Source organism: Flavobacterium ginsengiterrae (assembly GCF_039539785.1).
GTDB classification, from domain to species: domain Bacteria; phylum Bacteroidota; class Bacteroidia; order Flavobacteriales; family Flavobacteriaceae; genus Flavobacterium; species Flavobacterium ginsengiterrae.
The window spans coordinates 104,142-122,507 of record NZ_BAABDU010000003.1 but is presented as its reverse complement, the minus strand read 5'-3'; the positions used below and the strand labels follow the sequence as shown (position 1 = coordinate 122,507).

Annotated in this window: 15 protein-coding genes; 5 read left to right on the top strand and 10 right to left on the bottom strand. The window is 33.4% G+C overall.

Annotation, left to right across the window (positions count from 1 at the left end):
- Positions 1–9: 9 nt before the first annotated feature.
- Positions 10–447, top strand: coding sequence for a hypothetical protein (locus ABD859_RS03405; protein ID WP_345140281.1), 438 nt, complete (start codon positions 10–12; stop codon positions 445–447).
- Between the two features lie 70 nt (positions 448–517).
- Here ABD859_RS03405 and rpoN read toward each other — a convergent pair whose 3' ends face one another.
- The 4 genes from rpoN to ABD859_RS03385 all read right to left on the bottom strand — a co-directional run bounded on the left by rpoN (position 518) and on the right by ABD859_RS03385 (position 6,832).
- Entirely contained in the window at positions 518–1,978 is a 1,461-nt protein-coding gene (gene rpoN, locus ABD859_RS03400) for an RNA polymerase factor sigma-54 (protein ID WP_345140278.1), read from the bottom strand.
- 91 nt (positions 1,979–2,069) lie between these two features.
- The gene (locus ABD859_RS03395) at positions 2,070–2,465 is read right to left on the bottom strand and encodes a GxxExxY protein (RefSeq protein ID WP_345140276.1); all 396 of its coding nucleotides are present in this window, start codon (positions 2,463–2,465) and stop codon (positions 2,070–2,072) included.
- A gap of 215 nt (positions 2,466–2,680) precedes the next feature.
- A complete protein-coding gene (gene asnS / locus ABD859_RS03390; protein ID WP_345140273.1) occupies positions 2,681–4,126 on the bottom strand; it encodes an asparagine--tRNA ligase in 1,446 nt (481 codons plus the stop codon).
- A gap of 339 nt (positions 4,127–4,465) precedes the next feature.
- Positions 4,466–6,832: an efflux RND transporter permease subunit gene (locus ABD859_RS03385; RefSeq protein ID WP_345140270.1), complete on the bottom strand. Its 2,367-nt coding sequence runs from the start codon at positions 6,830–6,832 to the stop codon at positions 4,466–4,468.
- 248 nt (positions 6,833–7,080) lie between these two features.
- On the opposite strand from ABD859_RS03385, the gene ABD859_RS03380 reads away from it, so the two are divergent.
- The 3 genes from ABD859_RS03380 (at position 7,081) to ABD859_RS03370 (ending at position 10,964) form a co-directional block, all read left to right on the top strand.
- Positions 7,081–7,842 (top strand): sensor histidine kinase, encoded by a 762-nt coding sequence (locus ABD859_RS03380; RefSeq protein ID WP_345140267.1) that lies wholly within the window; start codon positions 7,081–7,083, stop codon positions 7,840–7,842.
- A complete protein-coding gene (locus tag ABD859_RS03375; protein ID WP_345140264.1) occupies positions 7,805–8,524 on the top strand; it encodes a LytR/AlgR family response regulator transcription factor in 720 nt (239 codons plus the stop codon). Before ABD859_RS03380 ends, ABD859_RS03375 begins: the two co-directional genes overlap by 38 nt.
- Positions 8,525–8,693: 169 nt before the next feature.
- Positions 8,694–10,964 carry a cation:proton antiporter gene (locus ABD859_RS03370; protein WP_345140261.1) on the top strand — a complete coding sequence of 757 codons (2,271 nt, stop codon included), beginning with the start codon at positions 8,694–8,696 and terminating at the stop codon, positions 10,962–10,964.
- Positions 10,965–11,122: 158 nt separating this feature from the next.
- Here the strand turns inward: ABD859_RS03370 and ABD859_RS03365 are convergent, their stop codons facing one another.
- The 3 genes from ABD859_RS03365 to pyrH all read right to left on the bottom strand — a co-directional run bounded on the left by ABD859_RS03365 (position 11,123) and on the right by pyrH (position 15,085).
- Positions 11,123–13,618: a DUF5686 family protein gene (locus ABD859_RS03365; RefSeq protein ID WP_345140258.1), complete on the bottom strand. Its 2,496-nt coding sequence runs from the start codon at positions 13,616–13,618 to the stop codon at positions 11,123–11,125.
- A gap of 120 nt (positions 13,619–13,738) precedes the next feature.
- Entirely contained in the window at positions 13,739–14,302 is a 564-nt protein-coding gene (gene frr, locus ABD859_RS03360) for a ribosome recycling factor (protein WP_345140255.1), read from the bottom strand.
- Positions 14,303–14,377: 75 nt separating this feature from the next.
- Positions 14,378–15,085: a UMP kinase gene (gene pyrH, locus ABD859_RS03355; protein ID WP_012022665.1), complete on the bottom strand. Its 708-nt coding sequence runs from the start codon at positions 15,083–15,085 to the stop codon at positions 14,378–14,380.
- Between the two features lie 195 nt (positions 15,086–15,280).
- Between pyrH and ABD859_RS03350 the strand changes: the two genes are divergently transcribed.
- The gene (locus ABD859_RS03350) at positions 15,281–15,898 is read left to right on the top strand and encodes a thioredoxin family protein (protein WP_345140252.1); all 618 of its coding nucleotides are present in this window, start codon (positions 15,281–15,283) and stop codon (positions 15,896–15,898) included.
- Between the two features lie 372 nt (positions 15,899–16,270).
- Here the strand turns inward: ABD859_RS03350 and ABD859_RS03345 are convergent, their stop codons facing one another.
- Genes ABD859_RS03345 through ABD859_RS03335 form a run of 3 tightly spaced genes read right to left on the bottom strand, consistent with a single transcriptional unit; the run spans position 16,271 to position 18,289 of the window.
- Positions 16,271–16,795 (bottom strand): hypothetical protein, encoded by a 525-nt coding sequence (locus ABD859_RS03345; protein ID WP_345140248.1) that lies wholly within the window; start codon positions 16,793–16,795, stop codon positions 16,271–16,273.
- A gap of 7 nt (positions 16,796–16,802) precedes the next feature.
- Complete coding sequence (gene truB / locus ABD859_RS03340) at positions 16,803–17,492, bottom strand: tRNA pseudouridine(55) synthase TruB (RefSeq protein WP_345140245.1); 690 nt, start codon at positions 17,490–17,492, stop codon at positions 16,803–16,805.
- Entirely contained in the window at positions 17,492–18,289 is a 798-nt protein-coding gene (locus ABD859_RS03335; protein WP_345140242.1) for an undecaprenyl-diphosphate phosphatase, read from the bottom strand. The genes truB and ABD859_RS03335 overlap by 1 nt, the downstream gene beginning before the upstream one ends.
- Positions 18,290–18,366 lie beyond the last annotated feature (77 nt).

Below are 18,366 nucleotides of genomic sequence, written 5' to 3'. Positions count from 1 at the left end.
CAATGAACAATGCAGGAAAAGCAAAGTAAAAAAAAGCAAAATGTTTTATTATTAGTTGTAATTGGAATTGCGCTGGCTCTGGCGGTTTTTTTTCAATTTTTTCTTTCTGAAAAATCAAACGAAGTAAAAACAGAAGTAACTCAAGTTGTTGAAAAATACAATAAAAGCTGTCCGCTTAAAATTCAGGAAGGTATTCGCTTAGAAAATGTAAGTCTGCCGGAAGAAAGAGTTGTTCAATATAATTTGACATTGACCAATGTGGAAAAAGCCACGGCTGAAACGAATGTAATACAGGAAGAAATTCGAAAAAGTCTGTTAAGTACTGCAAAAGCAAATCCGGGACTACAGGTTTTTAGAGATAATGATTATACATTGATTTACAGTTACAGTGACAAAAAACAAGAGTTTTTGTTTACGGTAAAGATTTTACCTGACGAGTATAAATAAACCTGAAAATATAAAAGAATAAAACCCGACAAATTTCAAATCTGTCGGGTTTTTTATTTTGTATGAAAAATTAAATCTTCTTTCTCATTCTCGCTACCGGAATATCTAATTGTTCACGGTATTTTGCAATCGTTCTTCTCGCAATTGGATAGCCTTTTTCTTTTAAGATTTCGGCTAATTGATCGTCTGGAAGTGGTTTTCTTTTATCTTCTTCTTCAATTGTGTTCTTAAGAATTTTTTTGATTTCTAAAGTTGAAACATCTTCTCCCTGATCATTTTTCATTGCTTCAGAAAAGAATTCTTTGATAAGCTTTGTTCCGTATGGCGTTTCAACATATTTGCTGTTGGCAACACGAGAAATCGTCGAAATATCTAAACCAACCATATCCGCAATGTCTTTTAAGATCATTGGTTTTAGTTTGGTTTCGTCGCCGTCTAAGAAATATTCTTCCTGATAATGCATAATCGCATTCATCGTCACAAAAAGTGTTTCCTGACGCTGTCTAATCGCATCAATAAACCATTTTGCAGAATCCAGTTTCTGTTTAATAAACTGAACAGCATCTTTCTGTGCAGTCGATTTATCGCGCGAATCCTTGTAAGTCTGCATCATTTCCTGATAATCTTTAGAAACGTGCAGGGAAGGAGCATTTCTTCCGTTAAGCGTTAATTCCAATTCACCGTCAACAATTCTGATAGCAAAATCCGGAACTACGTTTTCTGTAACTTTATTGTTTCCTGCGTAAGACCCGCCCGGTTTTGGGTTTAATCTTTCAATTTCGTGAATCGCTTTTTTAAGCTGTTCGTTCGAAACGCTGTATTTCTGTAAAAGTTTATCGTAATGTTTTTTCGTAAAAGCATCAAACTGATTTTCGATAATGTCAATCGCTAAATCAACATATTCCGTTGGTGTTTTATGCTTTAATTGTAATAATAAACATTCTTGTAAATCACGCGCTCCAACTCCAGAAGGTTCTAGTTCGTGAATTACATGAAGCATTTTTTCGACCATCGCTTCATCAGTATAAATTCCCTGAGTAAAAGCCATATCGTCTACAATATCCGGAATGCTTCTGCGAATGTATCCCATGTCGTCAATACTGCCAACTAAGAATTCGGCAATTTCACGCTCTTCGTCATTCAGAATAAAAGTATTGAGCTGATTAATTAAATCCTGATGAAAACTAATTGGAGAAGCAAAAGGCGTTTCGCGTTCTTCGTCTTCGCTGTAATTGTTTACCTGAGTTTTGTAATCAGGCGTATCATCGTCGCTTAAGTATTCGTCAATGTTAATGTCGTCAGCTTCGATTCTGTCTGATTCGTTGTCATCATAATCGTCGTAGTCGTCATTAGCAAATTCATCAGCTTCGTATTCGTCTTCTTTTCCAGCTTCAAGCGCTGGATTTTCGTTCATTTCTTCTAATAAACGTTGTTCAAAAGCTTGCGTAGGCAATTGAATTAACTTCATCAGCTGAATTTGCTGTGGAGATAATTTTTGAGATAATTTTAAATTTAAAAATTGCTTTAACATTGTAAGGCGCTATTTTTTTAGCCACTAAGGCGCTAAGGCACAAAGTTTTTATTTTATATTTTGCCTTAAAGGCGCTAACTTTTTATTACAATTAATACAGTTTGTTTGTATTAATGAATCTTTTGATTCCGCTCTTAATCAAAGGAACATTGAAATTAATTAGAAAACCTAAATCTTTATTTGAGAGCTTCAAATGACTTATGATTTGTGCATTCCAAACGGGATTTACTTGTTCTACTGCTTTAATTTCTATAATTATAGAATCTTCGACTAGTAAATCTAAACACAAGCCTTCGCTAAATTCAATTTCATCATAAACAATCGGAATTTCAACTTGTCGTTTTACATCTAAACCTGTCTTAGCAATTTCATGCGCTAAACAAACCTCGTAAACTCTTTCTAATAATCCTGGTCCAAGCTGTTTATGAACTTTGAATGCAGCATTTACAATAATCTTTCCAATTTCTTCTGTTCTTTCAGAGAGCATATTTTTATGGGTTTGCCACGAAGGCACAAAGTCGCAAAGATATTTTTGAAAAGTTTTCAAATAAGTAATACTTCTGAATTTGTGTCTTCGTGGTATTATTTATTTAAATCTAATTATAAAAACTTCGTGACTTAGCGTCTTTGTGGCAACCAACTTCGCCAGTAAAGCAAACAAAAACTTAGTGCCTTTGTGCCTTCGTGGCAAAAACTTATTTCTTAGAATTCTGCACTTCCCGGAGTTCTTGGGAAAGGAATTACGTCTCTAATGTTTGTCATTCCTGTTACAAACAATACTAGACGCTCAAATCCTAAACCAAAACCTGCGTGTGTAGCAGAACCAAATCTTCTGGTGTCTAAATACCAGTATAATTCTTCTTTGTCAATTCCTAAAGCTTCCATTTTCTGAACCAGAACATCGTAACGCTCTTCTCTTTCAGAACCACCAACGATTTCTCCAATTCCAGGGAAAAGGATATCCATTGCACGAACGGTTTCTCTTCCTGGTTCTGTGTTGTCATTCAAACGCATGTAAAATGCTTTAATGTTTGCTGGGTAATCATATAAAATTACTGGGCATTTAAAGTGTTTTTCAACTAAATAACGCTCGTGTTCAGACTGTAAATCTGCTCCCCATTCGTTGATTAGGTAACTGAATTTTTTCTTTTTATTTGGAGTTGAATCTCTTAAAATGTCAATTGCTTCCGTATAAGAAACACGTTTGAAGTTGTTTTCTAAAACAAAGTTTAGTTTTTCTAACAAGCTCATTTCGCTTCTGTCTGCCTGTGGTTTTGATTTTTCTTCTTCCAGAAGTCTTCCTTCTAAGAATTTCAAATCATCTCCACAATTATCTAAAGCGTATTTAATTACATACTGAATAAAATCTTCAGCCAAATCCATGTTGTCGTCCAAATCGTTGAAAGCAACTTCTGGCTCGATCATCCAGAATTCTGCCAAGTGACGAGAAGTGTTTGAGTTTTCTGCTCTAAACGTTGGTCCAAAAGTATAAATCTGACCTAAAGCCATTGCAAAAGTTTCTCCTTCTAATTGTCCAGAAACCGTCAAATTAGTATGTTTCCCGAAGAAATCTTGTTTGAAATCAATGTTTCCTTCTTCATTTTTTGGAAGATTGTCAAGCGGTAAAGAAGTTACTTGGAACATTTCTCCAGCACCTTCAGCATCAGCTCCAGTAATAATTGGCGTGTTTACATAAACGAAACCTTTATCCTGAAAATATTTGTGAACAGCATAAGACAATACCGAACGCACACGCATAATCGCACCAAAAGCATTTGTACGTACACGTAAGTGAGCGTTTTCACGTAAAAATTCTAAAGAGTGTTTTTTAGGCTGCATTGGGAATTTCTCAGCATCAGAATCTCCAAGGATTTCTAATTTAGAAACCTGAATTTCGTATTTCTGACCCGCACCTTTACTTTCAACCAAAGTTCCAATTACAGAAACAGAAGCACCAGTCGTGATTCTTTTAAGAGTTTCTTCCGGAGTATTTTCAAAATCAACAACACATTGTATATTATTAATTGTAGAACCGTCATTAAGCGCGATGAACTGATTATTTCTAAAAGTTCTCACCCATCCTTTTGCATTCACTTCCTGTAGCGTCGTCGTACTGTTTAATAAGTCTTTAACCTTTGTGTGTTTCATTGTTATTTAAGATTTTTAGATTGCTGATTTTACATTAAATAGAATCAGTGTTTTTTATATCGAATTGCAAATATAAACGATAATAATTAATTTTTGAAGCTGTTTCCTGCTATCCGCTATATCTTTTTCTTGCTAAAGGAGCAAGAAAAAGGATGTCGCTCCTATCAGGGCTAGGGCAGTCGGTTTTACGACAGCATTTTTTGTCATTTCGACGAAGGAGAAATCTCCGTAAGAAACTCTACAAAGTTAATTTCTGTGCGGAGCAGCTTACGGAGATTTCTCCTTCGTCGAAATGACAAGATTGTGATAAATCGTAGTCAGATATTTGAAAAATAAAGCTTATTTCTCCAAATTCTCCAATTCCTCTCTCTTAGTTTTCTTCTTTTCAAAAGTCAAAACCAAAGAAGGTAATACTACCAAATTAGCAAACATGGCAAAAACCAAAGTACAAGAAATTAATCCTCCTAAAGCTATGGTGCCGCTGAAACTTGATAAAGTGAAAGTCGCAAAACCTAAAATTAAAACTACAGAAGTATAGAAAGTACTTACTCCGGTTTCTCTCAAGGCGCTGAAAACAGATTTCTTCACTTTTCCTTTATTTTGAATAAGATCGTGTTTGTATTTCGCCATAAACTGAATAGCATTATCAACCGAGATTCCGAAAGCGATACTGAATACCAAAATCGTTGAAGGTTTTAACGGAATTCCGAAATAACCCATTAATCCCGAAGTAATACAAAGCGGTAAAATATTTGTAATCAATGACGCAGCTACCATTTTGAAAGATCTAAATAAGTACAGCATCAAAATTGCGATAGTTGCTATAGCAAAAAGAAGCGACTCGATTAAGTTATGCGCCAGATACGTTGTTCCTTTTTGGAAAACTAATGCTTTTCCTGTAATCGTAACTTCAAAACGATCTTTTGGGAAAATCTCGTCAATTTTTTTGCGAAGTTTTCCTTCTACTTTCGCCATTTCATCTGTCCCGATATCTTTCATGAAAGTCGTGATTCGGGCATATTGTCCAGTCGAATCTACGTAAGCTTTCATTAGATTTTCTTTGCTGTTTTTAGTCGCATTTTTAGCATAACTTAAAATGAAAGTTTGCTCTTGCGAAGTCGGCAATTGGTAATATTCCGGGTTTCCATTATAGAAAGCCTGTTTCGAATATTTCACCAAATTTACTACAGAAACCGGTTTTGCCAATTCTGGAATTTCAGAAATTGTATTCTGCAATTCATCCATTTTACGAATCGTCGAAGCTTTCATAACACCTTTTTTCTTTTTGGTGTCAATCATGATTTCGAGTGGCATTACACCATTAAATTCTTTTTCGTAAAACAAAATATCCTTAAAGAAAGAAGCGCTTTTTGGCATTTCACCAATCAAACTTCCAGAAACTTTCATTTGTCTCACACCATTCAAACTCACAACAAAAAGCACCGCATAAATAATGTAAACAATAGTTTTTTTGCCTTTAACAACAGTGGCAACAGAATTTAATAAAGTCGAAATATACGTTTTATCTAAATGGTATAAGTGTTTAGCTTTTGGCAACGGCATAAAACTGTAAATAATTGGCACAATAAAAAGTGTCAAAGTATAAACAGAAAGTACGTTAATAGAAGTTACTAAACCGAATTCAAAAAGAAGTTCGTTTCCTGTAATCATTAGCGTTGCAAAACCAATCGCAGCGGTTAAATTGGTCATCAAAGTAGAAGATCCAATTTTTGAAATAACGCGCTGTAAAGCTTTCGCCTGATTGTTGTGTATTTTGATTTCCTGCTGGTATTTATTAATCAGGAAAATACAGTTTGTAATTCCGATTACGATAATCAGCGGTGGAATAATTGCTGTTAAAATGGTGATTTTATACCCAAATAATCCTAACGTTCCAAATGACCATGTTACACCGACAATTAAAATACAAATTGAAATAAACGTAGCTCTAAATGAACGGAAAAAGAAAAAGAAAATCAAAGAAACCGTCAATAATGATGCTCCAATGAAAAGTCCGATTTCGCCTTTCATATTATCAGCATTAATTGTTCTGATGTACGGCATTCCCGAAACTTTAAGATCAATTCCGGTAGTTTTTTCGAATTTATCGATTTTCGGAACCAGATTTTGAAGAATAAAAGTCTTTCTTTCAGCTGTATTTACCAAGGCTTTGTTCATGTAAATTGCCGAACGTACACTTCCGCTTTTCTTGTTGAATAAAAGACCTTCGTAAAAAGGCAGGTTATTAAACAATTCGTTTTGGGCGTTTTTTAAATAAGCAGGATCTAGAACTTTACTCTGATCGATAAAAGGCGTTAAAACAAATTTTTCGTTTACAGTATCTTTTTCCAGTTTTTTCAAATCATTTAAAGAAACGACCAAATCAACTTCTTTCGATTTTTTTAATCCCGTCATTAACTCGTTCCAGGCTGCAAAGTTTTTTGGAGTAAAAAAGTTTTTATCCTGAAAACCAATTACGATAAGGTTGCCTTCTTCACCAAACTTGTCAAGAAATTTTTGATAATCTTTATTTGCAATATGATCTTTAGGAAGCAGGTTTGCTTCAGTATAAGTCATAGAAAGGTTTTTCCATTGATATCCAAGGAAAACAGTTAAAACAGATAGAATAACTAGAATTGAAATTCTGTTTTTAAGTATGATTCGGGCTAGTTTTTCCCAAAATCCAACTTGAATTGTGTTTTTCATAAAATCTTTAAAAATGGATGCAAATGTAGTGAAAAGTGCTCAAAATCATCATGAATCGACAGTATTTTACTTAATGTTAACATAAATTTGAACACAGTTTATTTGTGATATATTTCTTTCGATTTGGTGTTTAATCCTCAGCTTTTCTCATATTTGCAATAATTAAAAACTGACGGAAATATTTTTTAGCTTTGATCTGTTGATTTTAGATTGGACACAATTAATAATAAATAAGAAAAAACAGAACAATGCAGGATAACAATACCACAACATTTATTTTTTTAGCGATTCTTTTGTTATTGATTGTGATAATCTGTTTTATGATTTATCAGTTAATGCAGTCAAAAAAGGCAAAAGAAGATGCAGAAAGAAGTTTTTATGCCTTAGAATCAAAAGTTAATGATTTACAGCTTGAAACTTTAGAATCAAAACTGAATCCGCATTTGTTTAAAAATATTTTAAATTCAATTCAGTCGCATGCCTATCAAACGTATTTTGCGTTAGACAAACTGGCCAATGTTCTGGATTATATTTTATATGAAAGCAAAAAGAAATTTGTAACGGCAAAAGAAGAAATCAATTTTGCGCTGAATTTAATCGAAATTAATAAGATAAAAATCAGTCCGCTTTTTGAATTAAAAATCAAAACCAATATTAATGAGGATGATAAATTGTATGATCAGCCATTGCTGGCACCGCTGATTTCTATTGATTTAATCGAAAATGCTTTTAAACATGCAGATCTTCAAAGTGCCGATGCTTTTATTTCAGTTATTTTTGAGTTTAAAGACAATGCTTTTTTTATGACGGTTTCAAACAAAATCTCAGACAAAAAAGTACTGAAAAAGGAACGAAGCGGTTTTGGCCATGCGACATTAGAACATCGTCTCCGCATTATTTACAAAAACAATTTTAAACTGGATAAGTTTATAGAAAACGACATTTATATTGCTCATCTAAAAATAGATTTACTTGAATACAAAACTGAAATGCTTGCTTCTGGACGATGAGCTTCCGGGACTGACTTATTTAAAAATGCTATGTGAACAAATTCCGGAACTGGAAATTGTAAAGACATTCAATAATCCGCAGAAACTTTTGTCTGATATTCCGGAGCTGGATTTCGACCTCTTGATTTCAGATATCGAAATGCCGGGGATAGATGGTTTGCATTTAGCCGAAATGCTCGAAAATAAACTGGTGATTTTTTGCACCGCTTATAAAGAATATGCTGCCGATGCTTTTAATATTGATGCAGTAGATTATATTACAAAACCTGTAAAATTAGAACGTTTGCAAAAAGCAATTGCAAAAGCTTTTGAACGTTTTGAAAAATCAAATTCGGCTAAAAAATTTATTCAGCTTAATACTGATAAAGGCAAAACGCTGCTCTATTTTAATAAAATCCAATACATTACAACAGCAGTAAGTGACAGTCGTGACAAAACGGTTTTACTTGCCGACGGGAGTTTTTTGAATTTAAAAAACGTTAAATTCGATACTCTTTTACAAGAACTGCCCGAAACGGATTTCTGCAGAATAAATAAAAAAGAAATTGTAGCGGTTAAGGCAATAAAGTTTTTTAATCATAATGAAATTGCACTGCATCACGCAGATGAAAATAATAAGAATACAACTTTAATTTTAAGTGAAACTTATCGTTCTGATTTTTTGAAAAAAGTAAAATTGTAAAATGTATCAAAGTTTGGACACTCAGGTTTATAACCATCTTGAAGCAAGTTTTATAACTTATTACAAAATTTTCCCGACTTGTTACATAGATTAAAAATTAGCTTGGAATTTGCTTTTTCACTTAACGCTCAGTTCTGATATTTGCGGCAATAAATTAAAAGAACGAGTTATGAATAATATTAAAAACTCTCTATTTTACGTTACCATAATTGGCGGTTTTACGGCGTTGATATATTGGGTAATTTCAAAAGGCGCAGCGTTAGAAGCGGGTCGCAACATCGTTAAAAAACAAATTGAAAGCAACCATTGGAACGATTTTCTGGATTCGATGGTTCATAATTTACAGCATCCGTTAGCTATTTTGCTGGCACAAATCGTAACGATTATTCTGGTTGCACGATTATTTGGATGGTTTTTTAGAAAAATAGGACAACCTTCTGTAATTGGAGAAATGATAGCGGGAATTGTTCTGGGGCCGTCTTTGGTTGGAATGTATTTTCCGGAATTTTCAGCAGCTTTATTTCCAAAAGAATCATTAGGTAATTTACAATTCTTAAGTCAGATTGGGTTAATACTTTTTATGTTCGTTATTGGTATGGAACTCGATTTAAAAGTATTAAAAAACAAGGCACATGATGCTGTAGTTATCAGCCACGCCAGTATTGTAATTCCGTTTGCTTTAGGGTTAAGTTTAGCCTATTATATTTACCACACTTTTGCCCCAATTGGTGTTGAATTTTCTTCTTTCGGATTGTTTATGGGAATTGCCATGAGTATCACCGCTTTTCCGGTTTTAGCCAGAATTGTTCAGGAAAGAGGCATGCAGAAAACGAAACTTGGTACTATTGCCATTACTTGTGCGGCTGCTGATGATATTACAGCCTGGTGTATTTTGGCAGTTGTAATTGCTATAGTAAAAGCAGGTTCTTTTACGAGTTCGTTGTACGTTATTGGACTGGCAATTTTGTATGTGATTATCATGTTGAAAATTGTTCGTCCGTTCCTAAAACGTGTAGGCGATTTAAATGCAACCCGTGAAAGTTTGAATAAACCTGTTGTTGCAATTTTCTTTATTACACTTTTGATTTCTGCTTATGCTGCAGAGTTAATTGGAATTCATGCTTTGTTTGGTGCGTTTTTGGCCGGAGCAATTATGCCTGAAAACAATAAATTCAGAAACATATTTATCGAAAAAGTAGAAGATGTTGCGATTATCGTTTTACTGCCTTTATTTTTCGTATTTACAGGATTGCGTACACAAATTGGTTTATTAAATGATCCGGCTTTATGGAAAATAACAGGATTAATTATTGCCGTTGCTGTTGCGGGTAAATTTTTTGGAAGTGCTTTAGCAGCAAAATTCGTAGGACAAAACTGGAAAGACAGTTTAGCCATTGGAGCGCTAATGAACACCAGAGGATTAATGGAACTTGTGGTTTTAAATATTGGTTATGACCTTGGCGTTTTGTCAACAGAAATTTTTACCATGATGGTAATTATGGCATTAGTAACCACTTTTATGACAGGTCCGGCTTTAGATTTTATTGGTTTTATTTTTAAAGATAAAATAACGGCGATTCCTCAGGAAATAGGAAATAAAAGTAAATACAAAATTCTGCTTTCGTTTGCTACACCTGAAAGAGGAAAAAAACTTTTGAAAATTGCCAACAGCCTGGTTAAAAAACAACAGGATAATTCGATTGTTACTGCCATGCATTTGTCTTTAAGCACCGAAATACATTCATTTGACGTTAAAGAACACGAACGCAAAATGCTGGTTCCGGTTGTTGATGAATCGCATAAACTGAATCAGAATATGGTAAGTTTGTTTAAAGTTTCTAATGATATTGATACAGATATTATTGATGCAGCAAATCAGGGCGAATATGATTTGTTACTTGTTGGTTTAGGGCAGTCAATTTTTGACGGAACTTTACTTGGAAAAATTCTTGGTTTTACAACCCGAATTGTAAACCCTGATCGTTTGATAGATAAGTTTACCGGAAAAGAAGGTTTGTTTGAAAATAATCCTTTTGACGAGAGAACCCGACATATTATTGCCAAAACTAAAATGCCGGTTGGTATTTTTATCGATAAAGATCTGGAAGAAGTCAATCAGGTTTTCATGCCGGTTTTTAGTAAAGAAGATGCTTTTTTAATTGATTATGCTAAAAAACTAATCAATAATAATGGTTCGCAGATTACGGTTCTTGATGCCAGCGGTGAAGTGAAAAGTACGCGTGAAATTCAGGAAACCATAAGATCTATTGAACAAATTGCTCCAAATCATATTATGATTATGCATGAAAGAACAATTAAGAAAGAATTTTTAGATGGTCAGAATTTGATGATTATCAGTTTAGACAGCTGGAAAAAACTAATCGAATCGCAAAGTACATGGCTTAACAATACGCCGTCTGTTTTGATCTTGAAACCATAAATTTTTTAGAAATTCAAATATTAAAAAATCCAAATTCCAACTTTACAAATTGGGATTTGGATTTTTTATTTTATGTAATGTTCGTGATTTCCTTTCGGTCGAAATAACAGATTTTTATAATTGGAATTTAGAATTTTCAAAAATTTGGAATTTAAAAATTAAAGTCCCAAATCAAGAACATAAGAAATTTTAACCGCAATATTATCTTCAAACTTCATTAACTGGTTTGGTCCATAACGATAGAATCCGCCAAGTCCAAAACCTTTGTAGATTTTATTTAATTCAAGACCTGATTCAAAAAAGCCTTTATCGAGCGTTTTATATTCAGGACCTACATGCTGTTCCGGTTTTTCCATATTTCCCCACGCCATTCTGCTGACTAAAACTATTGTTGGGCGAACTTTTTTCATAATTCTGAGTCGGTTAAAACCGTGTTTTACCTGAAAAAAGACGTATTGACTTGAGAAAAATTCATTAAAAAACATTGTCTCAAAACTGTTTCGTCCGGCAAAAGTAATACGCTGAATTATCGTTTCTTTGGTAAGGTTGTTAGGCATTGTATTGTACAAATGTGTAAGAGGAACATCGCCCATGGCATAACCACCCTGTAAAAGCAGACTTGTTTTTTGACCGTTTAGGTATTTCTTTTCGTATTCTGTTTTAAAATCTATTTTGCCAAAATTAAAATCGTTATCTAAAACATTCGGCAGTGATTGAGTGTATTGCAAAGTAAATCTCGGAAATCTTTTGTCAGATTCAGTTCTTCCTGTCGGTGTCTGCATAAAATCGCTAAAAGGCGCCCAAACGATAGAAAGCATTGCCGTTGTCATAATATAACTTGAGTACAACTGGCCGTTGTAATTAAAAAGATAATCAAACTTAGGTTCAATTTCAGTTCTGGCTAATTCAAGAACAGCCTCTGTTTTTGGGATAATCTTTGTTTGTACATTGGCTTTCCAGCTGGTGTAATGATAAAAAGTACTAATGTTGATAGGACGAGGATCGTAAATTTTAAAAACACGTTTGTCAACTGCAAAAACAGTACTTGCAATCTCACGAATATCATCAGTATAAGATCCGTTAATCCAGGTATTGGTGTTTTTGTCGAATAAAAATCCTGCTCCTAAATTGTATTTAATAACACCATCTTTTGTGCCGTAGGCAGTATAACTTTCAAGTCTGAAATTTTTAGAAAATTTATCATTTGTTACGCCTCCAAGCCCCAGACGAAAACCTTCATAATTATTGTAACTAATGATTTTCTTTAAATCTAAATCGACAGGACCAATAGGAATGTAGCCATTAATGATTTTTCGTCCAAATCCTAAACGTTTTTCAATTCTTCGGCTTACAGACAGGCTGTCTAATAATTGATACGTTTTCTGGCTTTTTTGGTCTAAGGCTTCTTTTCTGTACTGATTCCAGAATTCTTCAGGTTTTTTCCCGGCATCATCTTTAATTTCAATATAAAGAGATGGATTTTTTATTGGAGTTTGAAGATTATAATGAATGTCGAAATTATTACTTTCTGAAAGTAAATATGTAAAATCAGATGCGACTTTTTTTCTCGGTTCAAAATCTTCGGCGACATCACCGTCAAACTGAATTGTACCGCCCAGAATTTTAATGTCGTCATCATTCTTTCCTTTTACAATTTTGAAAGTGGTATTGCTTTGAAACCAGATTTTTTCATCGGGTACATAATTAAATTCATGAATACCGCTGATATCCAAAACGCCTTTTATACGCATTACTGCTTTTGCAATCGCAAAGTTTTGTGAGTCAATATATAAAACACCTTCTAAGCCTGAAGTTTTTCTTTTGTGTTTATTTTTAAAATAAATCATAAAAGTTTCGCGTCCTTTTATGTTTACAGTATCTAACAATTTATAATTATAAGACGCCGGAGCAGTATTTGAAATTGGATTTTCGTACTTGGTTTCAAACAATTCATATTTATTGTCATAAATAGAAATTGATTGTAAACTGAAAGCGATAACCTCGTAAATAGGATTTTTAAAACCGGCAATTTTTGTTCCCAGCACAGTTTCTTTCAGTTTACTATTTCCAAACTGATACTGCGAAACTTTTTCTGTTTGAAATAAATGCTGTTTGCTGATGATTTCTTTGAACTTATAATCAGAAGAATCAATGTTGATTTTCTTCTTGTCCAAATCTTTATATACTGCAGATGAATCTATTCTTCCATCTATCGAATCCGGATTGGCAGTAACAATAAGTTTGTTATAAGTTTTGTAATCAAAGCTTTTTAATCTCTTCTGCGGGTTATTATTGTTTTTAGATGCAATAACTTTTTTGATAATAGTTAAAGCCGGATTTTCATTAGAAACAATAACTTCTTGTAAATCGTCTGTTTTTTGAATTAACGAAACGGAATAAAAGTTTTTGTTTTCAGATAATGCAATAATTTTAGTTTGAAAGCCAATATAAGAAACCTGAAAATTCCCGGTTTTAGTCAGCGTTTTAAAAATGAATTTCCCGTCAACATCAGTTATAGTATTGCTGTTGTCAGAAGTTGTAATGGTAGCAAAGGGAAGAGGATTGTTGTTTGAATCAGTTACAATTCCGTTAATTTGAAATTGCGCCTGAATACTAAGCGTAAAAAATAATGTCAGTAAACAAAATAGCCTCATAGAGAATTATATAGATTCAAAAACGTGAAAGTATTTGATTTTGGTATGCAAAAATAAGAATAAAAAAATCCGTCTGATAATTTTACCAGACGGATTTACTTAAAATTCAGTATCAAATACTTAAACTTTCATGATTTCGGCTTCTTTTGCAGCCAATAACTCATCAATTTTTTTAGTGTAAGCATTTGTTAAGTTTTGAACCTCTTCTTCTGCAGATTTGCAAATGTCTTCTGAAGTTCCTTCTTTTTCTAATTTTTTAATATCAGTATTAGCATCTTTACGCACATTACGAATACCAATTTTTGCATCTTCGGCTTCTGATTTTGCTTGTTTAGCTAAATCACGACGGCGCTCTTCTGTTAAAGGCGGTACGCTGATGATAATAACATCACCATTATTCATTGGGTTAAAACCAATGTTTGCAACTAAAATTGCTTTTTCAATTACAGACAGCATGTTTTTTTCAAAAGGCTGTAAAGTAATTGTTCTTGCATCTGGCACACTGATTTTTGATACCTGAGAAAGTGGTGTAGCGGCTCCGTAATAATCAACAAAAACACCTCCAAGCATTGCCGGAGAAGCTTTTCCTGCACGAATGTTTAGAAATTCTTTTTCTAAGTGTGCAATAGAACCATTCATAGATTCTTCAGTACTTTCTAATATAAAATCGATTTCTTCAGTCATTTTTTTGTTTTGTTTTCGTTTTTTAAATTTCAGTTTGGTTTACTATCAAAAGCGATTGTAAGCTGTTACTGAAAACTATATGTTTACTACAGTTCCGATATTTTCTCCTTCACAGATTTTCAAAAGGTTTCCAATTTTGTTCATATCAAAAACTACAATTGGTAATTTGTTTTCCTGGCTTAAAGTAAAAGCCGTAGTGTCCATTACATTTAATCCTTTTTTAAGAACATCATCAAACGAGATAAAATCAAATTTTACAGCCGATGCATTTTTTTCAGGATCAGAATCGTAAACACCATCAACACGAGTTCCTTTCAGGATAACATCGGCATTGATTTCGATTCCTCTTAAAACAGCTGCAGTATCAGTTGTAAAATATGGATTTCCTGTTCCGGCACCAAAAATTACAATTCTTCCTTTTTCAAGGTGGCGGTCTGCTCTTCTTTTAATATAAGGTTCTGCGATAGATTCCATTTTTAAAGCAGTCTGCAAACGCGTTTTCATTCCTTTATCTTCAAGTGCGCCCTGCAAAGCCATTCCGTTAATAACAGTAGCAAGCATTCCCATGTAGTCACCTTGTACTCTGTCCATTCCTGCACTTGCACCAGCAACGCCTCTAAAAATATTTCCTCCTCCAATAACGATCGCAATTTCTACTCCTTTGTCGTGAATCTGCTTGATTTCATCTGCATATTCGCCTAATCTTTTAGGGTCAATTCCGTATTGTAAATCACCCATTAAGGCCTCGCCGCTAAGTTTAAGAAGAATTCTTTTATATTTCATGTTGTGTTGCGTTAATTTGTGCAAATATAGACATATTCTGATTTTTAAAAATAATGTTGACAAAAAATTAATTAAGCTCACAGATTTTAATTTCTATAAAGTCTTTTTTGATTTTTTTTTTCGTTTGAATGTGATAAAAGTCATTCCTCTATCTTCTTAAAATCATTAATTTTATGCTAAGCAAAATAAACCTTTATGAAAAGTACTGTAGCAAAAGCATTATTTAATAGTCATTCGTATGCTGAATATCGAAAATTAGTAACTGATTTATTATCTGAAGGAAAATCAACCGGAAGTGTACAGTCAGAAAGTTTAACAAATTATTCAAAGCTGAATGAAGCCCGAATGAATCGTTTAGAAAAAACGATTACCATTTCTGAAGATGTAATTTATAAACTCCAGCATTTAGATAATCATTACATCTGGCTGGTTTTGTCTGAAGGCTGGTGCGGCGATGCAGCGCAGATTCTTCCTGTTTTAGATAAAATGGCGCACGCATCTGATAAAAGAATCGATCTTAGAATTGTTCTTCGTGATGAAAACGACGAATTAATGAACCAGTACTTAACTAATAATGGAAGAGCAATTCCTAAAATTATCGTGATTTGTAAAGAAGCAGGAATTGTTCGTGCCGACTGGGGGCCAAGACCAAAAGGGGCTGCGGAGCTTATGGAAACTCATAAAAGAGAAGTGGGCGCGATTGATGAAAAAATCAAAACTGATCTGCAATTATGGTATCTCGCAGACAAAGGGATCTCTGTTCAAAAAGAATTAGTCGAAATTATGGAAAACATTAAATACAACCGATTATAGGCGGAAAATGTTTTTTGTAATACAATTTTGATGTGTTAGTGGGTAATGTATTGATAATAAATTAAATAATGTTTTGCAAAAGTGTTTTTTGTAAGATAAAATTTTGTAACTTGCTATTATGATCCCACTTCTATTATAACTTTCTGATTTACTCTTTTTATTGGTGTCTATTTAATATTAACAATTAAAAAATACACTATTATGAAAAAGTTATTCGAAAAGTTTTACGATTATTTTTCTACATTCTTGTTTGGAGGAAAAAATGTTCCTCACTATTAAGCAGTAAACAAGTATGGAGCAACATTATTTTTAGAAGTAGGCACATTGCATGAATATGTAATGTGCTTCTTGCTTTTAAAAGAGATGTATGATTTATTTGTAATGAAAGAAATCTATTAAACTGACTCCGAGAGAAATGTTCCCAACGCTTTTTTCATCATTAAAAGGAAAATGATACGCAGCAACTTCTGCAAAAAGAGCAACGTCATCTGCACCAATTCCTAGTTTAAGTTTTCCGTATTCACCACTTAAGTTATTGCGTCCTATTGCAAAACCTTTTCCGTAACCGGCGTGCATCATGATTCTGGTTTCCCTGCCCACTTTTGGGTTTAATCCAAAATTTAGAAAAACAGGAATTGCAACTAACTTGCTGTCCCATTGCCAGTCAATACCGCTGTGAATTCCTAGAGTAACCCATTTATTATAATGAATTCCATAACCTATTTTTGCTCCCGTGCCATCTGGAATAATAAAGGAACTGGATGAACTGTCGTAATCTGAATTTTGTGTTATTGAGGCTGCAACATCAAATTGCAAATAAGTATTTCTTTTTACCTGACTTTGTATGCTTGAAGCAATACAGAAAAACAATAATAGAGAAGACCAAACTTTTTTCATGCAAAAATTATTGTAGACTTTCTTCAAATAAAGTAATGTCTATTGCATTTTTCACATCGTAATCACCAATTTTAGTTCGGCGTAAAACCGTTAAATGCGAACCAGAATTCATGGCTTTTCCAAAATCATAAGCCAGTGAACGAATATAAGTTCCTTTACTGCAAACTACTCTAAAGTCAATTTCCGGTAAAGCAATTCGTGTAATTTCAAATTCATGAATTGTGGTTTTTCTGCTTTCAATTTCAATAGATTCGCCGGCACGTGCATGCTCATATAAACGAACTCCATCTTTTTTTATGGCAGAAAAAATAGGCGGTTTTTGATCGATTTCACCTAAAAACTGTTTTACTGTTTCGTGAATCAAAGTTTCGTCGATATGATCTGTTGGAAATGTCTGATCGATTTCGGTTTCTAAATCATACGATGGAGTAGTAGCCCCAATATAAAAAGTTCCTGTATATTCTTTTGCCTGACCTTGTAGTTCAGAGATTCTTTTAGTGAATTTTCCTGTACAGATTAAAAGTAAACCTGTAGCTAAAGGATCTAAAGTTCCGGCATGGCCGATTTTAAATTTTTTAGGAAGTCCGACTTTGTTAATTAAAAGGTATTTTAATTTATTGACTGCCTGAAACGAACTCCATTTTAATGGTTTATCAATCAGTAAAACTTGTCCGTCTAAATATTCTTCAGGTGTCATTATATAATCGTAAGCGGGTGAATGAAAAAGTGAATCAGTAATAAAATGATTCCTGCAATAATTCTGTAATAACCAAAAACTTTGAATCCGTTTTTAGTCAAGAATCCAATGAATGTTTTAATTGCTAAAAGCGCTACGATAAAAGCAACAACGTTTCCAATAATTAAAATATTCACCTGATCGTGAGATAACTCAAATCCTGCTTTGTAATAATCGTAACATTTTTTTGCTGTTGCACCCAGCATAGTTGGAACTGCAAGAAAGAATGAAAATTCTGCAGCTGTTGTTCTTGATAATTTTTGAGACATTCCGCCCACAATACTAGCACCGCTTCGGGAAACTCCCGGAATCATGGCTATACATTGAAATAATCCAATTTTAAGTGCTTGCAAATAGGTTATTTCCTGTGAAGTTTCGGCAGTATTTGGATTGTTAAACCATTCATCTACTTTTAATAAAATTAATCCGCCTATTAAAAGTGAGATTGCAACAGTTACTGGGTTTTCTAATAAACCATCGATGAAATCGCTTAGCAATAATCCTAAAACTACAGCCGGAATAAAAGCAACTAAAAGTTTAAAATAAAAATCAAAAGTTTGAAAGAAACGTTTGAAGTATAAAATAACAACCGAAAGTATTGCACCAAGCTGAATTACAATAGTAAAAAGTTTAGTGAAATCTTCTTGTGCGATTCCAAAAAAAGAAGAGGCAATAATCATGTGGCCGGTTGAAGAAACAGGTAAAAATTCTGTAATTCCTTCAATAATGGCAAGAACAATAGCTTGTAATGTATTCATTGAGAATTTTAGATTTTAGATTTCAGATTTTAAATTGGCTCACTTCGCTTTGCTTCGTGATCTAAAATCTGTAAAAC

What these genes read in the sequence shown, in the direction of transcription:
- ABD859_RS03405 (WP_345140281.1), top strand. Translation starts at nt 10, where the DNA reads ATGCAGGAAAAGCAAAGTAAAAAAAAGCAAAATGTTTTATTATTAGTT.
- rpoN (WP_345140278.1), bottom strand. Translation starts at nt 1,978, where the DNA reads ATGTTAAAGCAATTTTTAAATTTAAAATTATCTCAAAAATTATCTCCA.
- ABD859_RS03395 (WP_345140276.1), bottom strand. Translation starts at nt 2,465, where the DNA reads ATGCTCTCTGAAAGAACAGAAGAAATTGGAAAGATTATTGTAAATGCT.
- asnS (WP_345140273.1), bottom strand. Translation starts at nt 4,126, where the DNA reads ATGAAACACACAAAGGTTAAAGACTTATTAAACAGTACGACGACGCTA.
- ABD859_RS03385 (WP_345140270.1), bottom strand. Translation starts at nt 6,832, where the DNA reads ATGAAAAACACAATTCAAGTTGGATTTTGGGAAAAACTAGCCCGAATC.
- ABD859_RS03380 (WP_345140267.1), top strand. Translation starts at nt 7,081, where the DNA reads ATGCAGGATAACAATACCACAACATTTATTTTTTTAGCGATTCTTTTG.
- ABD859_RS03370 (WP_345140261.1), top strand. Translation starts at nt 8,694, where the DNA reads ATGAATAATATTAAAAACTCTCTATTTTACGTTACCATAATTGGCGGT.
- ABD859_RS03365 (WP_345140258.1), bottom strand. Translation starts at nt 13,618, where the DNA reads ATGAGGCTATTTTGTTTACTGACATTATTTTTTACGCTTAGTATTCAG.
- frr (WP_345140255.1), bottom strand. Translation starts at nt 14,302, where the DNA reads ATGACTGAAGAAATCGATTTTATATTAGAAAGTACTGAAGAATCTATG.
- pyrH (WP_012022665.1), bottom strand. Translation starts at nt 15,085, where the DNA reads ATGAAATATAAAAGAATTCTTCTTAAACTTAGCGGCGAGGCCTTAATG.
- ABD859_RS03350 (WP_345140252.1), top strand. Translation starts at nt 15,281, where the DNA reads ATGAAAAGTACTGTAGCAAAAGCATTATTTAATAGTCATTCGTATGCT.
- ABD859_RS03345 (WP_345140248.1), bottom strand. Translation starts at nt 16,795, where the DNA reads ATGAAAAAAGTTTGGTCTTCTCTATTATTGTTTTTCTGTATTGCTTCA.
- truB (WP_345140245.1), bottom strand. Translation starts at nt 17,492, where the DNA reads ATGACACCTGAAGAATATTTAGACGGACAAGTTTTACTGATTGATAAA.
- ABD859_RS03335 (WP_345140242.1), bottom strand. Translation starts at nt 18,289, where the DNA reads ATGAATACATTACAAGCTATTGTTCTTGCCATTATTGAAGGAATTACA.